This is a genomic window from Nocardia vulneris (assembly GCF_001613425.1).
In the GTDB taxonomy this organism is placed as follows: Bacteria; Actinomycetota; Actinomycetes; order Mycobacteriales; family Mycobacteriaceae; genus Nocardia; species Nocardia vulneris.
The window spans coordinates 1-17,184 of the sequence record NZ_BDCI01000024.1 but is presented as its reverse complement, the minus strand read 5'-3'; the positions used below and the strand labels follow the sequence as shown (position 1 = coordinate 17,184).

19 protein-coding genes are annotated in these 17,184 nt (G+C 66.2%); 8 read left to right on the top strand and 11 right to left on the bottom strand.

Going from position 1 to position 17,184, the window contains the following annotated elements; all coding sequences use genetic code 11:
• Nucleotides 1-7 precede the first annotated feature (7 nt).
• Both NVU01S_RS26750 and NVU01S_RS26745 read right to left on the bottom strand, forming a co-directional pair.
• Complete coding sequence (locus NVU01S_RS26750) at nucleotides 8-331, bottom strand: hypothetical protein (protein ID WP_014981734.1); 324 nt, start codon at nucleotides 329-331, stop codon at nucleotides 8-10.
• Between the two features lie 451 nt (nucleotides 332-782).
• Nucleotides 783-1,559, bottom strand: coding sequence for a MerR family transcriptional regulator (locus NVU01S_RS26745; protein WP_043682580.1), 777 nt, complete (start codon nucleotides 1,557-1,559; stop codon nucleotides 783-785).
• 281 nt (nucleotides 1,560-1,840) lie between these two features.
• Here NVU01S_RS26745 and NVU01S_RS26740 point away from each other — a divergent pair, with 281 nt between their 5' ends.
• From NVU01S_RS26740 to NVU01S_RS26710, 7 genes are all read left to right on the top strand, one after another.
• On the top strand, nucleotides 1,841-3,412 hold the full coding sequence (locus NVU01S_RS26740) for an amino acid permease (protein ID WP_052281427.1): 1,572 nt from the start codon (nucleotides 1,841-1,843) through the stop codon (nucleotides 3,410-3,412).
• A 102-nt stretch (nucleotides 3,413-3,514) separates the two neighbouring features.
• Nucleotides 3,515-5,836, top strand: a complete 2,322-nt coding sequence (locus NVU01S_RS26735; protein WP_043682584.1) for a serine/threonine-protein kinase — start codon at nucleotides 3,515-3,517, stop codon at nucleotides 5,834-5,836.
• Between the two features lie 56 nt (nucleotides 5,837-5,892).
• Nucleotides 5,893-6,336, top strand: a complete 444-nt coding sequence (gene dtd / locus NVU01S_RS26730) for a D-aminoacyl-tRNA deacylase (RefSeq protein ID WP_043682586.1) — start codon at nucleotides 5,893-5,895, stop codon at nucleotides 6,334-6,336.
• Between the two features lie 255 nt (nucleotides 6,337-6,591).
• Complete coding sequence (locus NVU01S_RS26725; protein ID WP_244467565.1) at nucleotides 6,592-8,115, top strand: hypothetical protein; 1,524 nt, start codon at nucleotides 6,592-6,594, stop codon at nucleotides 8,113-8,115.
• A gap of 214 nt (nucleotides 8,116-8,329) precedes the next feature.
• A complete protein-coding gene (locus NVU01S_RS26720) occupies nucleotides 8,330-8,788 on the top strand; it encodes a hypothetical protein (protein ID WP_043682589.1) in 459 nt (152 codons plus the stop codon).
• Complete coding sequence (locus tag NVU01S_RS26715; protein WP_043682592.1) at nucleotides 8,785-9,213, top strand: DUF4254 domain-containing protein; 429 nt, start codon at nucleotides 8,785-8,787, stop codon at nucleotides 9,211-9,213. Before NVU01S_RS26720 ends, NVU01S_RS26715 begins: the two co-directional genes overlap by 4 nt.
• Nucleotides 9,214-9,254: 41 nt before the next feature.
• Nucleotides 9,255-10,046 carry a class I SAM-dependent methyltransferase gene (locus NVU01S_RS26710; protein ID WP_052281428.1) on the top strand — a complete coding sequence of 264 codons (792 nt, stop codon included), beginning with the start codon at nucleotides 9,255-9,257 and terminating at the stop codon, nucleotides 10,044-10,046.
• Between the two features lie 555 nt (nucleotides 10,047-10,601).
• Here the strand turns inward: NVU01S_RS26710 and map are convergent.
• The 9 genes from map to rpsH all read right to left on the bottom strand — a co-directional run bounded on the left by map (nucleotide 10,602) and on the right by rpsH (nucleotide 16,177).
• A complete protein-coding gene (map, locus tag NVU01S_RS26705) occupies nucleotides 10,602-11,399 on the bottom strand; it encodes a type I methionyl aminopeptidase (protein ID WP_043682597.1) in 798 nt (265 codons plus the stop codon).
• A gap of 50 nt (nucleotides 11,400-11,449) precedes the next feature.
• Nucleotides 11,450-11,995 (bottom strand): adenylate kinase, encoded by a 546-nt coding sequence (locus tag NVU01S_RS26700; RefSeq protein WP_029892542.1) that lies wholly within the window; start codon nucleotides 11,993-11,995, stop codon nucleotides 11,450-11,452.
• Complete coding sequence (gene secY, locus NVU01S_RS26695; protein WP_014981723.1) at nucleotides 11,992-13,314, bottom strand: preprotein translocase subunit SecY; 1,323 nt, start codon at nucleotides 13,312-13,314, stop codon at nucleotides 11,992-11,994. The genes NVU01S_RS26700 and secY overlap by 4 nt, the downstream gene beginning before the upstream one ends.
• Nucleotides 13,315-13,495: 181 nt before the next feature.
• Nucleotides 13,496-13,939 (bottom strand): 50S ribosomal protein L15, encoded by a 444-nt coding sequence (rplO, locus tag NVU01S_RS26690; protein WP_042265077.1) that lies wholly within the window; start codon nucleotides 13,937-13,939, stop codon nucleotides 13,496-13,498.
• Between the two features lies 1 nt (nucleotide 13,940).
• Nucleotides 13,941-14,120 (bottom strand): 50S ribosomal protein L30, encoded by a 180-nt coding sequence (gene rpmD / locus NVU01S_RS26685; protein WP_014981721.1) that lies wholly within the window; start codon nucleotides 14,118-14,120, stop codon nucleotides 13,941-13,943.
• The gene (gene rpsE, locus NVU01S_RS26680) at nucleotides 14,121-14,786 is read right to left on the bottom strand and encodes a 30S ribosomal protein S5 (RefSeq protein WP_014981720.1); all 666 of its coding nucleotides are present in this window, start codon (nucleotides 14,784-14,786) and stop codon (nucleotides 14,121-14,123) included.
• A gap of 28 nt (nucleotides 14,787-14,814) precedes the next feature.
• A complete protein-coding gene (rplR, locus tag NVU01S_RS26675) occupies nucleotides 14,815-15,222 on the bottom strand; it encodes a 50S ribosomal protein L18 (RefSeq protein WP_014981719.1) in 408 nt (135 codons plus the stop codon).
• Nucleotides 15,223-15,224: 2 nt separating this feature from the next.
• A complete protein-coding gene (gene rplF / locus NVU01S_RS26670) occupies nucleotides 15,225-15,764 on the bottom strand; it encodes a 50S ribosomal protein L6 (RefSeq protein WP_043682603.1) in 540 nt (179 codons plus the stop codon).
• Between the two features lie 14 nt (nucleotides 15,765-15,778).
• Nucleotides 15,779-16,177, bottom strand: coding sequence for a 30S ribosomal protein S8 (rpsH, locus tag NVU01S_RS26665; RefSeq protein ID WP_014981717.1), 399 nt, complete (start codon nucleotides 16,175-16,177; stop codon nucleotides 15,779-15,781).
• Between the two features lie 598 nt (nucleotides 16,178-16,775).
• On the opposite strand from rpsH, the gene NVU01S_RS26660 reads away from it, so the two are divergent.
• A complete protein-coding gene (locus NVU01S_RS26660) occupies nucleotides 16,776-16,982 on the top strand; it encodes a hypothetical protein (protein ID WP_043682606.1) in 207 nt (68 codons plus the stop codon).
• Nucleotides 16,983-17,184: the final 202 nt, after the last annotated feature.

The window sequence follows — 17,184 nt, the reverse complement described above, 5'->3', positions numbered from 1 at the left end:
ATTGGGCTCAGTTGAAGCCGTCGCGGTTGCCGTTTTCCATCTTCTCGAGCAGCTTGGCGCTCTTGGTCTGGCCGGAGGAGAAGTTGTCGAGCGAGCCCGCGATATTGGTCGCACCGGTGATCATGTTGTCGCGCGAGGAGGTGTAGCCACCGGCGCCGTCCGGTCCGTTCGCGAAGTTACGACCGAGTGTGTCGTTGCCCCAGGGGTTTCCGCGTGCGTTGAGCGAGGCCTGCAAGGTGTGCAGCACCGCGTTGATCCGGTCCCGCGCGTCCCCGGTCTTCTTCGCCGCCTTGAAGAAAAGATCCGAGTCGTATTGGACTTTGTCCGCCACCCGCGTTCCCTCCGCGCATGTGCGGTCGCCCGCACGTCAGCTCCTACGGAATCGACGATGACAGCCGATAGCAACTCGCCTGTTGCTCGGAAATGAACGGAAAGTGCCACGACAGTTACAGACAACGGGCGGGTACACCTGATCGTCTGCTAGGCGAAATGTGCTATACGCGTTGATGTTCGGCGTCGGCGGGGTACGCGTGCGAATCGGCCGCCGAACACCGGTCGGCCCCGAGTGGGAGCGCCGGTGTCCCCTGCTTCCCCTCATCGGTGTGCGCACCAGGGGACACGGCGGCCACCCAGGGCCGACGGTAAGGCCCCGGGGACATGCGCAGAGATTGGCGTCGCTTTGGGCATGTCCCCAGGTCCTGACACAACGTTACATCGAATAATGCGCCGCTGTCTAGCGGCAAGATTTGACCAGCATCATCCCACGATCTCGACCAGGGGTTTCACCGTCCGGACAACTCGTCGCCCAGTTCCGGGATATCCCGCTCCAGATACCGCGCGATGAATCGGCCCACGAGGTCCGCAGCGGCCTGACCAGGGAGTATCCGCGTGCCGGCAACCCGCTCGGCCAGCTCGTTCCGATCCGCCGCGGTACGCCCGGACTGCCGGAACGCCTGCCACGCGGTCCGCTCGAAGGTGTCGGCAAAGCGACGAGCGATCCGGTCGCAATCCCCCTGCAACCGCTCGACCTCATCGAGCGCCTGCACCGGCGTCGCGCCGGCCGAGCACAGCTGCTCGACGATCCGGAGCAGCGGACGATCGGCCACTCGGTAGGTGGCGGCATCGAGCGGCTCATACAGACCGGCCGCGACCACCCGGGCGAAGCCGTTCGGCACTTCTCGATACAGATCGGCGAGTTCGGTTGCGGCAATTAATGTTTCGTCTACCTCGGCGATCGGCACCGCCGGATCGGGCAGCGCGGCAGGCACGCCGGAATGCGCGTGCGGCTCCTGATCGGGCACCCCGAGCACGTCGCCGAGATCGTCGCCGCGATCCCAGGCCTCGAGCAGTTCCCGGATGCCGTTCAGCTTGATCCCGCGGTCCAGCAACCTGCCGATGGTGCGCACCCGATTGAGGTGCTCGTCCCCGTAGAACCCGGTCCGCCCCTTCACCTGCGGCGGCGGCAGCACGCCCCGCTCGTGATAGACGCGCAGACTCCGCACGGTTGTCCCCGCCTCGCGCGCCAGCTCGTCGATAGTGAACTCGGTATCCGCTGCCATACCTCAAGGAAACCACACCGAAACAAGGTTGTTCACCGACCTGAGGTGCGACGCCTCACCCCCACCACCCCGTGAGCCACCCCGGCGGAGCCCGTCCAGCGGGCCCGGACACACCGTCGCAACCCCCGCGATATCGCTTGCCGCGCAACGGTTTGCCGCCGGATTGCCGTATATGACGATTTCATTTCATGAGATGACAACTGGCCGCAACTATTGAACGTGCCGTTATCTAGCGGTACGTTACTCAGCGATATGACAGCCGTCACAGGGAAGGCAACCCCATGACCATCGTTCGACCGCCGGCCGAGGTGCAGCAACAGGCCGCCGCCGCGCGTGCCTTGCACGCCGAAGACGTGGGCTATCACAAGGCGCTGCGTCCACGTCAATTGCAGATGATCGCTATCGGTGGTGCCATCGGCACCGGTTTGTTCCTAGGTGCCGGCGGGCGGTTGAGAGATGCCGGGGCTGGGCTTTTCCTCGCGTACGCCGTGTGCGGTGTGTTCGTGTTCTTCATCCTGCGGGCGCTGGGCGAGCTGATTCTGCATCGCCCGTCCTCGGGTTCGTTCGTGTCCTACGCTCGCGAGTTCTACGGCGAGAAGCTGGCCTTCGGTGTGGGCTGGATGTATTTCTTCCACTGGTGCATGACCGGCATCGTGGATATCACCGCGATCGCCACCTACGTGCACTACTGGGGCAGTTTCCAGGTGATCCCGCAGTGGACCATCGCGTTGGTCGCGCTGGCCCTGGTGGTCTGCATCAACATGGTGTCGGTGCGCTGGTTCGGTGAGATGGAGTTCTGGGCGGCGCTGATCAAGGTGGTCGCGCTGGTCGGGTTCCTCATCGTCGGCACGGTCTTCCTCGCGCGCCGCACGCCGATCGAGGGCAACAGCACCGGGATCAGCGTGATCAGCGAGCACGGTGGCCTGCTGCCGAACGGCCTGATCCCGATCGTGTTGTGTACCACCGGCGTCATCTTCGCCTATGCCGCGGTCGAATTGATCGGCACCGCCGCCGGTGAGACCGAGAACCCGGCCAAGATCATGCCGCGCGCGATCAACTCGGTCATCGCCCGGATCGCGCTGTTCTACGTCGGCTCGCTGGTGCTGCTGTCGCTGCTGCTGCCCTACACCGCGTTCAAGTCCGGGGAGAGCCCGTTCGTCACGTTCTTCTCCAAGATCGGGGTCGACGGCGCGGGCACGATGATGAACCTGGTGGTGTTGACCGCGGCGTTCTCCAGCCTCAACGCCGGACTGTATTCGACCGGGCGGATCCTGCGGTCGATGGCGATGAACGGCAGCGCTCCCGGCATGGCGGCGCTGATGTCGCGACGCGGGGTGCCCTATGTCGGCATCCTCGCGACCGGCGCGGTCGCGCTGATCGGCGTCGGGCTCAACGCCCTGGTCCCGGAGAAGGCCTTCGAGATCGTGCTGAACATGTCCGCCCTCGGCACCGTCACCGCGTGGGCCGCGATCGTGCTGTGCCAGCTCAAGCTGTGGTCCTGGTCGCGCGAGGGACGGATGGAACGCCCCGCGTTCCGGCTGCTCGGCGCGCCCTACACGAGCATCGCGACGCTGGTATTCCTCGCCGCGGTCGTGCTGCTGATGCTGTTCAGCGACAGCGATGTGCAGCGCGGCGCGGTCATCGCGATGGTGGTGATCATGGGCCCGACCCTCGTCGGTGGCTGGTACCTCGCGCGACGCCGGGTCATGCACGTCGCCGCAATGCGCGATGGCTATACCGGCGTGTTCCCGGTGGTCGCGGAGCGGCCGCTGGAACATCGTGATCTTCGTATTACGGATTCCACCCGCACAACTAACGCCGATGTTACGTCCGATGAGGCAGAATCGCGCTGAGACCGATGAGTTCGTCCTGTTCGGTGGCGCCGATATCGCACGGCGCCACCGAACAGGGCGGGTTCGGTCCCGGAATTGTATTCGTGGTGCGGAGAGGGTCGAATGCCGGAACACCTCAGTGCGTCCGACAACATTCGCCCGGTCCCGCCGGCGACGACACTGACCCGCGATCCCACCGAAATACCGCATCGGGCCCCCTCGCCGTGGGCCACCCGGCGCGTGTCGGCGAACGAGACCGATCAGTGGTCACCGGAGGCGGAAGCAGCGCTCGGCTCGGAGACCATGCCCAGCTCGACTCCGAGCGTCCGATCCCGGCCCAGTGTGCGCAGGCTGACCGCGGGACTGGTCGAACTGCCGCAGGTCGATCAGGTCGACCCGGCCGGTGCGATGCTGTCCGATCCCGAGGTTCCCGAGGACAAACGCTTCTGCTGGAAATGCCAGAAGCCCGTCGGCCGGTCGTCGGGCACGCAACGCGGCGCGTCGGCGGGCACCTGTCCGCAATGCGGCTCTCCGTTCAACTTCCGTCCCGCACTGAACCCCGGCGACGTGGTGGCGGGCCAATACGAAGTCCGGGGGTGTCTCGCCTACGGCGGCATGGGGTGGATATACCTGGCCCGCGATCGAAATGTCAGCGATCGCTGGGTGGTCTTGAAAGGACTGCAGAACCCGCTCGATTTCGAAGCGCACGTCGTGGCGCTCGCCGAACGGCAGTTCCTTTCCGAAATGTCGCATCCGGGGATCGTGAAGATCTTCAACTTCGTCAAACATCGTTCCGCCGACGGAATTTCCTCCGGATACATCGTGATGGAATACATCGGCGGCCAATCGCTGAAGACCATGCTCGACCGCCGTGCCCCGGAACGCCTGCCGGTCGCCGAAGCCATCGCCTATGTGATGGAAGTGCTGCCCGCACTGGATTATCTGCACTCGTTCGGCCTGGCCTACAACGATTTGAAGCCCGACAACATCATGGTCACCGAGGACGAGGTCAAACTGATCGACCTCGGCGCGGTCGCCGCCCGGGAATCCGGCGGCAGCCTGTACGGCACCTTCGGGTATCAAGCACCTGAATTCACCAGTACCGGACCAACCGTGGCCTCCGATATCCACACGGTCGGGCGCACGCTCGCCGCGCTCACCCTGCCGATCCCGCTCGAACGACTCGGCCCGACCATCCCCGCCCTCCCGACGGCCGACGAGGCACCGGTGCTGCGGCGCTATCCGTCCTTCGAGCGGTTGCTCCTGCGCGCGACCGACGCCGACCCGGAGCAGCGATTTCCCTCCGCCTACGCGATGTACCGGCAACTCGCCGGCGTGCTCCGTTCGGTGCTGGCCGAGGACACCAACCACGAACATCCCCAGACTTCGGCCGTATTCGGTTCGCCGCGTGGGGATTTCGGCATCGAGGCGTTGATCCGGCAGACCGAGGGCGTCATCGCGGGAGTGCACGCGGCCCCGACCCTCGACACCGCGAGTGTCATTGCCGCGCTACCGGTTCCGCTGATCGACAGCGAGGATCCGAGCGCGGAACTGCTTTCCCCACTGCTGCACGGCGATTCGCAACAAGCCCTGGATACGCTGCGCCAGAGCGCCGCCGATATGAGTGCCGGGGTCATCGGCACGCCGTCGACCTTCGAGCTGGAGGGCACCTTGACCGCGGTGCGCGCACACCTCGATCTGGGCGAGGTCGAGCAGGCGCGGCAGTACCTCACCCAGCTGGCGCCCGCCCATCGGGCGGACTGGCGGATCCAGTGGTACACCGCCATAGCCGACCTGTCCTGCGCCGAATATGTGCTGGCCCATGCGCATTTCGATCGAGTACACGCGATGGTGCCCGGCGAGATCGCACCGCTGCTCGCCCTGGCCGCCACTGCAGAACTCGTCCTGCAATCGGGCTCGGCGACCGAGGATCAGGACCGGTGGCGAGCGCAGGCCACCGAGCGCTACCGCTCGGTCTGGCGTAACACCCGCGGCGTGGCGAGCGCGGCGTTCGGGCTCGCGCGCGGCCTCGCCGCCGCCGGCGATATCGATGCCGCGGTGTCCACGCTGCAGCAGGTGCCCGATTCCTCGCGGCACCACAACACCGCGAGAATGACCGCGTGCCTGCTGTCGGCGACCCGGCCGGTGGCCGATCTGACCCGGGCGGACCTCGACGCGGCCGTAGCGCATGTGCACGCGCTGCCGGACGACCCGCGCCTGACCCAGCTGCGGGCCATCGTGCTCGGCGCGGCCCTGTCCTGGGTGCAGGCGGGCGGGCAAGCGGAACCACGCACCACGATCCTCGGCTGCCCTTTCACCGAGGCCGGACTCCGCGGCGGGCTGGAATCGGCCCTGCGTGCGGTCGCGCGAACCACACCGAGCCGGTTGCATCGTTACGCGCTGATCGATCTCGCGAACGACATCCGTCCCCGCTCGCTCTGGTAGCACTGCCGAACACCCCGCGGCCCGCCCGGCGCACCGGCCCGGCATGATCAACGGCTGTGCGAGTCCTGCTGCAACGAGTCCGCTCCGCCGAGGTGACCGTCGACGACGAGGTGGTCGGCCGGATCGAGCCGGCCGCGACCGGTGCGCCGCACGGCTTGGTCGCGCTGGTCGGCGTCACCCACGGCGATACCGAGGCGGTCGCGAAAGCGCTCGCCGACAAGGTGTGGCGGTTGCGCATCCTCGACGGCGAGCGCTCGGCCGCCGACCTGAGCGCGCCGATTCTGGTGGTCAGTCAATTCACGCTCTACGCCGACACCGCCAAGGGACGTAGACCGTCCTGGAACGCGGCCGCACCGGGAGCCGTCGCCGAACCGCTGGTCGACACGTTCGCGCAGACCCTCCGCGAACTCGGCGCTACCGTGGCGACCGGACGGTTCGGCGCGCACATGCGGATCGAACTGGTCAACGACGGACCGGTCACCCTGCTGCTCGAGGCGTGACCCTCGGCACCGCTCACCCGTCCCGAAGACGACGAATACCGCAAAGCCGTCAGCACTTTCGCGCGCCGACCAGCGCACCGGACGCACACCCCGACCACCCGGGCAGCCGCGCCCGGTACCGGAATCCGGTGGCGAGCAAGGACATGAGGAGCGAGAACGCCGCAGGCCGGGACAACCTGGTGCGCCCGGCCGACAACCGTGACAGACTCGTGCACGGATGATGAGTGGCTCGATGCCGCCGGTTAGCGGAGGATCATGCTGGAAACGAGGGGCTCGATGGATCTGGGCGCGTTGGAGCGTCAGGTCGCCGCGGATCGCTATGCGGCGCTCGATCGTTCGATCGAGGCGGATCTTCGGCTCGCGACCTCGCTGAGTGAACTCGCGAAAGGCTTTATCGCCACGAAGACCGACGGGTCGGTCCGCGACCGGACCCGAGACGCCCTCGCGCCCGCCGAAGAAGCGGTCGGCATCCGGCTGCGGTTGCTCGCCACCGGGCAGGTGTTGAATGCCCGCGTCGCCGGCGAGCTGAACGAGGCGCTGCGTGCGGTCGAATTGGCGGCCCGGCACAGCGGCCGTCGTGAGCTGGCGACCACCACCATTCGACGGGCCTGCGACGCCTACCGGCAACTGGCCCGGATCCATCCGGAAGTCGCCGGACTCTGCGCCGACGGCCTGTCGAAATGCGGTGTCTGGCTGGGCCGGCTCGACCAGGACGCCGCCGTGGCGGCGACCGGGGAGGCGGCGCGCATCCGCAGCGCGCTGGCCGCGGCGAATCCGGAGCTGTCCGGCAAGTACCTGGCCAGCCTGAGCACCCTGCTGCGCACCCTGATGGTCGGCCGGTCGCGCAAGCAGGCCCTGTCGATGTACCGCGAGCGCTACTCCGCGTTCACGTCGACGAATATGTCGATCCGCTTGCGCGCGTGCGGGATTCAAGACCTCGACCTGACCCCGAAGTCGTACAAGGCGCTCACCGAGCTCGGTTGCCGCACGCTGGAGCAGGCGGGGCGGCTGACCCAGCAGCAGATCCTGTTCAAGTCCTCGGGCGACCTGTCCACCGTCGAAGAACTCAACTGGAAGCTGGCGCTGGTCGGCCTGCGCCCGTTGCTGCCCGGCGCGGAACCCGATCCGCCGTCGATGCCGGTGCAGATCGGCACCAGCTTCGGTGCGCTGAGCGTGTACTGCCCGACCCCCGACGCGATCGCCCAGATCCGGGCGGCGATCATCGGCGCGTACGCGACCGATGACGCCTATCCGCTGGATCGGGCCAGCTACTTCGGTGAACGCGACGAACATGTGAAGACCACCGACGCCGAGGTGAACACGGCCGAGAAACTCGGCGACGACATCGTGCTGATCGACCAGCCCTATGGTGGCTGGGTCACCGTGATGAGCCTGCACTGGGAACTGACACCGGTCGCGAAACATCCACTGGCGATGCGACTTTCCCAGGATTGGCCGGTCGCCGCGATCACCGTGACCGAACACATCGCCTACGAGCTGTGCTGGTACGAGCACGGCGTCGCCACCCAGTACGCCGCGCTCGGCCGGCCCGCCGGGCAGGAGCCGCTGGACAAGCCGCTCGCGCCACTGGACTTCAAGATGCTGGCGGAACTGAACGCCGACCGGGCGACGGAGACCAAGCTGCGCGCGGCGTTCGGCAACACCCAGATGTTCGCCAACCTCACCTACCTGCCCTCCAGCGGGCTGCGGCAGATCAGCGCGACCACGCCGTTGGCCGAGCACGGCGACCGCGCCCTGTTCTTCCGCACAACCCCCTGACCGGGGGTTGTTCAGCCCTCTGGATGAGCGAAAAACACCAGGTAAACGTCATCGCGGCGAACTTAACGAGAACTAATTGAACGCAACGGTTACCGCCGTCCCCCGGGGTGCTTCACTGAGATCACGCCAGAACGGTGTCCCAGGTCACTCCCAGTGCCTATGGCGTATCGGCTCCGGCGGCTTCACCAGACAACGATGCTAGTCGAGGCTCCCCATGGACCAAGTGGCGTTGGCGGAAACTCCTGCCGCCCGATGCGCCTATTACCGCCACACCTGCGACCTCCCCGCCGGATTTCATCCGGAGATCGGCCGGATCACCGTCCGGGCCGGTTTCGTCGGCGCCATCACGATGCCCGCCGCGCTGGGTCAACAGGTACACGACGATCTGATACGCCATCGAAATCCATTGGGCCCGATCATTTCTCATGTTCGATCCAAACGCTGGACCTTTCTGATCCGTCCCGACCTGCCCGACGACGTCCGTTTGTTCGCCGAACTGTTCCGGCTCAACGTGTCCATCGTGCCGATCGGCGGTGAGATCGCGCTCCCCTCCCCCGGTAACCCCGGTACCGGCTATCGAGAGTGGATTGTGCCTCCGGAGAACACCTTTCGCCCCTCCGGTGTCTCGATCGTCAATACGGTGCGCTCCTGCCGGAACATGGGGTCGCGATGACGACGGGCCAGCTCCCCGCCAAACATCAAGTGCTGCAGGCTTGCCGGGGTGATCATCCGGAAGACAACCCGCTGCTGCGGTGCGCGCACGAGCTGACCACCCTGCACGAGCGGCGGATCAGCGCCGATCGCCAGTCCGCGGACGAGATCGACACGCTGCGTGCGAGTTTGGTGCGCGACATCGATCGCTGGATCACCGTCCAGTTGCCGCCCGCGCACGGCGCCGCCCACGTGCACACCGAAACGGTCGGCGCGGTGATCGATCGGCTCGCCCAGTTCACCGCGAACGCCTACGCCGCGCTGGCGAGCGCGTCGGAGTGGGATCTGTGGGATGCGTGGCAGCGGTTGGCCGAACTGGCCGTCGGCTACGACGACCTGGCCGCCGAGGTCTGTGCCGGCGTACGCCGGCTGCCGGGCGCGTCGTAAATGTCCCCGCGCGCCCGCCGCACGGATCTATGGTTGGGCGCATGGGGAATACGACTGATCGAGAAACGGACAAACGTGCCCTGCGTGCCCGGCGCGCATCCTCTTTTGGTACCCACGCGGCAGCCTATGCCGAACACCGGCCCGACTACCCGCTCGCGGCGGTCCAGTGGGCTTTGAAACCCGTTCCGGCCGTGCCCGCGCCGGTCGTCCTCGACCTCGGCGCGGGCACCGGCAAACTCACCGAGGGTCTGCTGGCCGCGGGCGCCACCGTGATCGCCGTCGAGCCCGACGACGGCATGCGGGTCGAATTGATGCGCCGCCTACCCGGCGTGCGGGCGTATGAGGGTACGGCCGAGGCGATTCCGCTGGCGACCGGATCGGTCGACGCGATCGTGGCCGGGCAGGCGTTCCACTGGTTCGATCAGGACCGGGCCTTCCCCGAGTTCGCCAGGGTGCTGCGCCGCGGCGGCGTTTTCGCGGCCCTGTGGAACACCGACGACAAACGCGTCGGCTGGGTCGCCGGTCTCGCGGATGTCACCAGGACCGAAGCCTCCACCACGGCGGTGGAACCCGGCGATTCGGCGCTGCCCGCGCATCCCCTGTTCGAAGACTTCGTGAGCGCCGAATTCCCGCATTCCCAGCGCCGGACCGCCGAGACGCTGGCCGCGACCATCGGTACGCATTCGCACACGCTGGTGGTGTCGGCGCAACAGCGGGCCGAGGTGCTCGGCCGGATCGTCGACTATCTGCGCAGCAGACCGGAGACGGCCGAGGGCGAATTCGACCTTCCCCTGATCACTTTGGTGCTGCGCGCCCGGCTACGCGGCAACTGACCCGCGACACTGCCACGCCCGTCGTGCCCGAACCTGTTGCGCCGGCTCGGGCAAGACGGGACGTCCGTCGTTCCCTGCAGCTGCCGGACATTACCTGCCCCGGCCGAATTCGCATGCCAGCGCCCCTTTCCGGATGCGCGCAGACTTCCGTGTTTCGCCGACATCGGCCCCAACTACGTGGTGCGCCAAGCAGATTCGAGTAGTTCCCTACTCACGTGCCGCCGCCCACCCTGGACATACGCTGACAGCATCGTTCAGCACACCGAGGAATCAGGACCGACTGTCGACCTGATTCACCACCGGGCAGCGTCGCCCGGACCGCCACGTCACGGCCAGGCGCAGTAGGCGCAAGGAACGACGTCACCGATCCAGCGCGGCAGCTGGGTAACGTCCAGATCCAGCGACAACAAACGTGTCGCCGGATCGCGCGACGTGATCAGCCGGACCCAGAGTCCGGTGTCGGTGCGATCGCGTCCTCGCCACACAAGACTGGGGAACCGTGCATACCCGCCGCAGGCACGGCTCGATCGGATCGAGCCCGGAAGCGTTGCCCGATTACTCCGGGCGGAGGGTGAGAATGCGGGGACCGTTTTCGGTGACGGCGACCGTGTGCTCCCAGTGCGCGGCACGCGACCCGTCGATGGTGACAACGGTCCAATCGTCGCCGAGCACCTGGGTTTGGGTGGTGCCGAGGGTCAGCATGGGCTCGATCGCGAGCACCGAGCCGACCACGAGCTTCGGGCCCTTACCCGGGGCGCCCTCGTTGGCGAGGAACGGATCGAGATGCATCTCCCGGCCGATGGCGTGCCCACCGTAGCCGTCGACGATGCCGTAGGCACGACCGTGCTTCTGCTCCGCCGCGCGGGTGCCGAGTTCGATGGCGTGCGAGACGTCGGAGAGCCGGTTGCCCGGCAGCATGGCCTCGATGCCCGCCTCCATGGACAGCTTGGTCGCCTCGCTCAGCAGCCGGTCGGCCTCGATGATGGTGCCGACGCCGAACGTCCACGCCGAATCGCCGTGCCAGCCGTCGAGGATGGCGCCACAGTCGATGGAAACCAGGTCGCCCTCGGCGAGAATCTCTTCCGCGGTCGGAATCCCGTGCACCACACGGTCGTTCACCGACGCACAGATCGAGCCGGGGAAGCCGTGGTAGCCCTTGAAGGACGGCACGGCGCCCGCGTCACGGATCACCTGCTCGGCCACGTCGTCGAGTTCGAGGGTGGAGACGCCGGGCTTGGCAGCCGCGCGCACAGCGACCAACGCACGACCGACGATCGCACCGGCAGCCGCCATGGCATCCAGCTCACCTGCCGTGCGGAACGGCACGACCTTCTTCTTGCGATTGAAGACCACGCGGCCTCAGGCCTCCATCGTGCGCGGCAACAGTGCCCCGGCGTCGGTCATCAGTGGCCCAGGGCCCGCAGTGCGCGCGCGTTGACCTCGTCGACCTCGCCGACGCCGTCCACCGAGACGACCAGCCCGTCGTAATGCTCGAGCAACGGCTCGGTCTCCTCGCGGTACACCCGCAGCCGGTTGCGGATCACGCCTTCGTTGTCGTCGGCGCGACCACGCGAGAGCATGCGCGCGACCACCGTGTCCTCGGGCACCACGAAACACAGCACCGCGTCGAGCTTGGTGTCCATGTCCTTGAGGATCTTCTCCAGCGCGTCGGCCTGGTCGACCGTGCGCGGGTAGCCGTCCAGCACAAAGCCGTTCACGGCGTCGGGCTCGTTCACCCGGGCCTCGACCATGCGGTTGGTGACATCGCTGGGCACGAGATCGCCCGCGTCCATGTACTTCTGCGCTTCGCGACCCAGCGGGGTCTGCTGGCTGATGTTCGCGCGGAACAGGTCTCCGGTGGAGATGTGCGGGACGCCCAGCTTTTCCGACAGCAGGACGGCCTGGGTGCCCTTGCCGGCACCAGGCGGACCGAGGAGTACAACTCTCACTTGAGGAACCCTTCGTAATTTCGATTCATCAGCTGGCTTTCGATCTGCTTCACGGTGTCCAGACCGACGCTCACCATGATCAGCACCGCGGTGCCACCGAACGGGAGGTTCTGGGTGTTAGCGGATGCGCCGATATCCAGGAACAGATTCGGCAGCACGGCAACGAGACCGAGGTAGATCGAGCCGGGGAGGGTGATACGGCTCAGGACGAAATTGAGGTAGTCGGCGGTGGGCTTACCCGGGCGATACCCCGGAATGAAACCACCGAACTTCTTCATCTCGTCCGCGCGTTCCTCCGGGTTGAAGGTGATCGCGACATAGAAGTAGGTGAAGAACACGATCAGACCGAAGTAGATCGCGATGTAGACCGGGTTGCCCGGAGACACCAGGTACTTGTTGATGATGTCCTGCCACCAACTCGGATCCGGGTTGTTGCGCGCGGAGGTCAGCTGAGCCACCAGGTTGGGCAGGTACAGCAGCGAGGACGCGAAGATCACCGGGATGACACCGGCCTGATTGACCTTCAACGGCAGGTAGGTAGAGGAGCCACCGTACATCTTGCGGCCGACCACGCGCTTGGCGTACTGCACCGGAATCCGGCGCTGGCCCTGCTCGACGAAGATGACGGCGACGATGATCGCGAACGCCGCGACACACACCAGGCCGAACACCAGTCCGCCGCGGCTGTCCAGGATGGACTTGCCCTCGGTCGGGATGCGGGCCGCGATGCCGGCGAAGATCAGCAGCGACATGCCGTTGCCGATCCCGCGCTCGGTGATCTGCTCGCCGAACCACATGACCAGTGCCGCACCGGCGGTCATCACCAGCACGATGATGATCATCGCGAAGATGCCGTTGTCGGCGATGATGTCCTTCTGGCAGCCCTGCAGCAGCTGACCGCGCGAGGCGAGCGCGACCAGACCGGTGGCCTGCAGGATGGCCAGGGCGATGGACAGATACCGGGTGTACTGCGTCATCTTGGTCTGGCCGGACTGGCCTTCCTTGCGCAGTTCCTCGAACCGCGGGATGACGACGGTCAGCAGCTGGATGATGATGCTCGCGGTGATGTACGGCATGATGCCGATCGCGAACACCGAAAGCTGCAGTAGCGCACCACCGGAGAACAGGTTGATCAGCTGGTAGATACCGGCGTCTTCACCGCCGGACACCTGCTTGACGCACTCCTGGACGGCCTTGTAGTCGACACCGGGGGACGGCAGCGCGGCACCCAACCGGTACAGCGCGATCAACCCCAGCGTGAAGAGAATCTTCCGCCGTAAGTCCGGAGTCCGGAAGGCCGATACGAAGGCGGAAAGCACAGATCCTCCTGGCGAACGACATGGTCAGGACATGGTCATTTCAAGCAATACCCCATCGCCGACGAATCGGCATGTGGGGACGCTGAAAACCATGGCGAGGCTTGGCAGACAACTATTGAACTCTAACAGTGGCACCGGACGAGCTCTCACTCGTCCGGTGCCACTGATTGTCAGAGTACCGTCAGCCCAGCTCGGTGACAGTGCCACCGGCCGCGGTGATCTTTTCCTTCGCCGCGCCGGTGACCTTGTCGGCGGTCACCTGGACCGCGACGCCGATCTCGCCGTCGCCGAGGACCTTCACCAGCTGGTTCTTGCGAACCGCGCCGGCCGCGACGAGCTCGGCCTTGCCGATCTCGCCACCCTCCGGGAACAGCTTGGCGATAGCGCCGACGTTCACGACCTGGTATTCCGTGCGGAACCGGTTCGTGAAGCCCTTGAGCTTGGGCAGCCGCATGTGCAGCGGCATCTGCCCACCCTCGAAGGCGGCCGGAACGTTCTTGCGAGCCTTGGTGCCCTTGGTACCGCGGCCCGCGGTCTTACCCTTGGAACCCTCACCACGGCCGACCCGAGTCTTCTCGGTCTTGGCACCGGGCGCGGGACGCAGGTGATGCAACTTGATGGTCATGTCAGACCTCCTCAACTGTCACGAGGTGGCGCACGACGTTGATCAGGCCGCGGTTCTGCGGGGTGTCCTCGCGAACCACGGTCTGCCGGATCTTGCGGAGCCCGAGCGTGCGCATGCTGTCACGCTGGTTCTGCTTCGCACCGATCGTGCTCTTGATCTGGGTCACCTTGAGATCCGCCATTTACCTGGCACCTCCCGCAGCCTGGGCGCGCGCACGCAGCATGCCCGCAGGGGCAACGTCTTCCAGCGGCAGGCCACGGCGAGCCGCGACCTCTTCGGGACGCTGCAGCATCTTGAGCGCGGCAACGGTCGCGTGCACGACGTTGATGGCGTTGTCGCTACCGAGCGACTTCGCCAGGATGTCATGAATGCCGGCGCATTCCAGCACGGCACGAGCCGCACCACCGGCGATCACACCGGTACCGGGGGACGCCGGGCGCAGCATGACCACACCGGCCGCCGCCTCACCCTGCACCGGGTGGGTGATGGTCGAGCCGATCATCGGAACGCGGAAGAAGCCCTTGCGAGCCTCCTCGACACCCTTCTGGATGGCCGCAGGAACTTCCTTGGCCTTGCCGTAGCCGACGCCGACCAGACCGTTGCCGTCACCGACGATCACGAGGGCGGTGAAGCTGAAGCGACGACCACCCTTCACGACCTTGGAGACACGGTTGATCGCGACGACGCGCTCGAGCTGGTTCTTCTCGGCAGCGTTGTCCCGGCGGTTGTCGCCGCCGCCCCGACGGTCGCGGCCACCGCCACGGTTGTCGCGGTTGTCGCCACCACCAGCAGCGCCATTCTGTCCGGCGGGTCCGTTGCCGCCGTCACGCCTCTGACGTCCCGGCATCAGACGTTCCTTCCGTTGTTCTTGATCATCAGAATTTCAACCCCGCTTCGCGAGCGGCGTCGGCGAGCGCGGCGATGCGGCCGTGGTAGTCGTGGCCACCCCGGTCGAACACGACGGCGTCGACACCGGCAGCCTTGGCACGCTCGGCCAGCAGTTCGCCGACCTTCTTGCTCTTGGCCGACTTGTCGCCGTCCAGCGCGCGCACATCGGCCTCGATCGAGGACGCGGCGGCGATGGTCTTGCCGACCGAGTCGTCGACGAGCTGCGCGTGCAGGTGCCGCGAGGAGCGGTTGACCACCAGGCGCGGACGCTCGGTGGTGCCGACGACCTTCTTGCGCAGACGGAAGTGACGGCGGGTCTTCGACAGACGACGCGTCGTGGACACGTCCTTGCCGCGCGGCTTGCGCTTGGCGATCTGATTTTCGGTTTGCGCCATGATCACTTACCCGTCTTTCCGACCTTGCGGCGAACGACCTCGCCGGCGTAGCGGATGCCCTTGCCCTTGTACGGGTCGGGCTTACGCAGTCCGTGGATCACGGCAGAGATCTGGCCGACCGCCTGCTTGTCGATTCCGGACACAGAGAACTTGGTGGGCGACTCCACCGCGAAGGTGATGCCCGCCGGGGCCTCGATCGGCACCGGGTGGCTGTAGCCCAGGGCGAACTCCAGGTTCGAGCCCTTGGCCTGCACGCGGTAACCGACGCCGAAGATTTCCATCTTCTTCTCGTAGCCCTTGGTCACACCCTCGACCATGTTCGAGATCAGGGTGCGGGTCAGGCCGTGCAGCGCGCGGCTCTGGCGCTCGTCGTTCGGGCGAACGACCTCGAGCTGGCCGTCCTCACCCTTGGCGACGGTGATCGGCTCGGCGACGGTGTGCGACAGGGTGCCCTTGGGACCCTTCACCGACACCTGCTGGCCGTCGATGGTCACCTCGACGCCCGACGGGATTGCGATGGGCTTCTTGCCAATACGCGACATTGTCCTACCTCCGCTTACCAGACGTAGGCGAGGACTTCCCCGCCTACACCTTGCTTGGCCGCCTGGCGATCGGTGAGCAGACCGGTCGACGTGGAGATGATCGCCACGCCGAGGCCGCCCAGGACCTTGGGCAGGTTGGTGGACTTCGCGTACACACGCAGACCCGGCTTCGAGACGCGACGCAGGCCCTGCAGGCTGCGCTCACGGCTGGGGCCGTACTTCAGATCGACGACCAGGCTCTTTCCCACGGTCGCGTCTTCGGTGCGGTAGTCGGCGATGTAGCCCTCGCGCTTGAGGATCTCGGCGATGTTCGCCTTGAGCTTCGAGTGCGGAGCCTTCACCTGATCGTGGTACGCCGAGTTGGCGTTGCGCAGACGCGTCAGGAAGTCTGCGATCGGATCAGTCATGGTCATGGTTCGACCTTGACACCTTTCTCGCTGCGGTTCCCATGCAACGTCGACGGACAAAACTGCACGTCAACCGTGGGCCTACAGCAATTCGGCGGTCCGGCCGACACTTGTCGACCGGATTGAGTTCTCGTGAGAGTTCTCGGTGCCCGGGCCGTCCCACATGTCGATGCAGACAACCACACCCAGGACATGCGGACACAGAGGTGCCCAAGCAACCGGTCTAGTGTAGACAAACCCCAGTTGGCCACCAAATCCGGGTCGGATCGATTCCCGTGGCCGGCTCGATGTTCGCGGGACCTCTTTCGCGGGACCTCATGAACCGTGGTTGCCGATCTTCGTCTCGCCCGGCAATCCCGCAGCTTCTCGGACACGGTCGGATAACAAAGGCCCGGCGAGCGGGATGATCGCAAACCGCCAGGTCCGCGGCGCCGAGCCGCAGCAACCTCCAGAGGACACCTCAGCGAATATCACGTGACCTCTGTTGTCCAGGTCACAGAACGGGACATACTACGTGGGGTACGGAGTGACCGGCGTAACGATTCGAACACAGGTCACGGTGTACCTACCGAACCATCCGCTACATCGTCGAGGAGGACCGCGGGTGAACGTCCTGGTCGAAATGACCGCACTGACCTTGAGCCGCCCCACCGCCGAAGCCGGCGCCACCGAACGGGCCGCCTGGTACGAGGCCAAAGCCAACCTGCACACCTACCTCGCCGGCCAAGGTGGTGCCGACGCCGCCAGGGAAACCGCCCTCGCCGCCCGCGCCCACCAGAGGTCTGTGGAACTTTTGGATCAGCAGAACTGAAAGTCGGCACTTGGCTGCCGTGCGGGTTGTGGGCACGGCAGCGGGTGCTCGGGTTCTCTGGTCTCGTCCTCGGGGCTACCGGGACCTGGAGTTCTTGATGCGTATTGCACTCGCGGGCTCTCTTGATGCGTCCCGCATTCGCGGACCCTTGATGCGTCTCCCATTCGCGAGGCCTTGATGCGTCTCCCACTCGCGGGCTCTT

Coding starts and splice junctions, on each gene's coding strand:
- NVU01S_RS26745 (WP_043682580.1), bottom strand. CDS start 1,559: ATGGCAGCGGATACCGAGTTCACTATCGACGAGCTGGCGCGCGAGGCG.
- NVU01S_RS26720 (WP_043682589.1), top strand. CDS start 8,330: ATGGACCAAGTGGCGTTGGCGGAAACTCCTGCCGCCCGATGCGCCTAT.
- NVU01S_RS26735 (WP_043682584.1), top strand. CDS start 3,515: ATGCCGGAACACCTCAGTGCGTCCGACAACATTCGCCCGGTCCCGCCG.
- rplO (WP_042265077.1), bottom strand. CDS start 13,939: ATGACCATCAAGTTGCATCACCTGCGTCCCGCGCCCGGTGCCAAGACC.
- rpmD (WP_014981721.1), bottom strand. CDS start 14,120: ATGGCGGATCTCAAGGTGACCCAGATCAAGAGCACGATCGGTGCGAAG.
- rpsE (WP_014981720.1), bottom strand. CDS start 14,786: ATGCCGGGACGTCAGAGGCGTGACGGCGGCAACGGACCCGCCGGACAG.
- NVU01S_RS26740 (WP_052281427.1), top strand. CDS start 1,841: ATGACCATCGTTCGACCGCCGGCCGAGGTGCAGCAACAGGCCGCCGCC.
- NVU01S_RS26715 (WP_043682592.1), top strand. CDS start 8,785: ATGACGACGGGCCAGCTCCCCGCCAAACATCAAGTGCTGCAGGCTTGC.
- rpsH (WP_014981717.1), bottom strand. CDS start 16,177: ATGACCATGACTGATCCGATCGCAGACTTCCTGACGCGTCTGCGCAAC.
- NVU01S_RS26725 (WP_244467565.1), top strand. CDS start 6,592: ATGCTGGAAACGAGGGGCTCGATGGATCTGGGCGCGTTGGAGCGTCAG.
- rplF (WP_043682603.1), bottom strand. CDS start 15,764: ATGTCGCGTATTGGCAAGAAGCCCATCGCAATCCCGTCGGGCGTCGAG.
- rplR (WP_014981719.1), bottom strand. CDS start 15,222: ATGGCGCAAACCGAAAATCAGATCGCCAAGCGCAAGCCGCGCGGCAAG.
- NVU01S_RS26710 (WP_052281428.1), top strand. CDS start 9,255: ATGGGGAATACGACTGATCGAGAAACGGACAAACGTGCCCTGCGTGCC.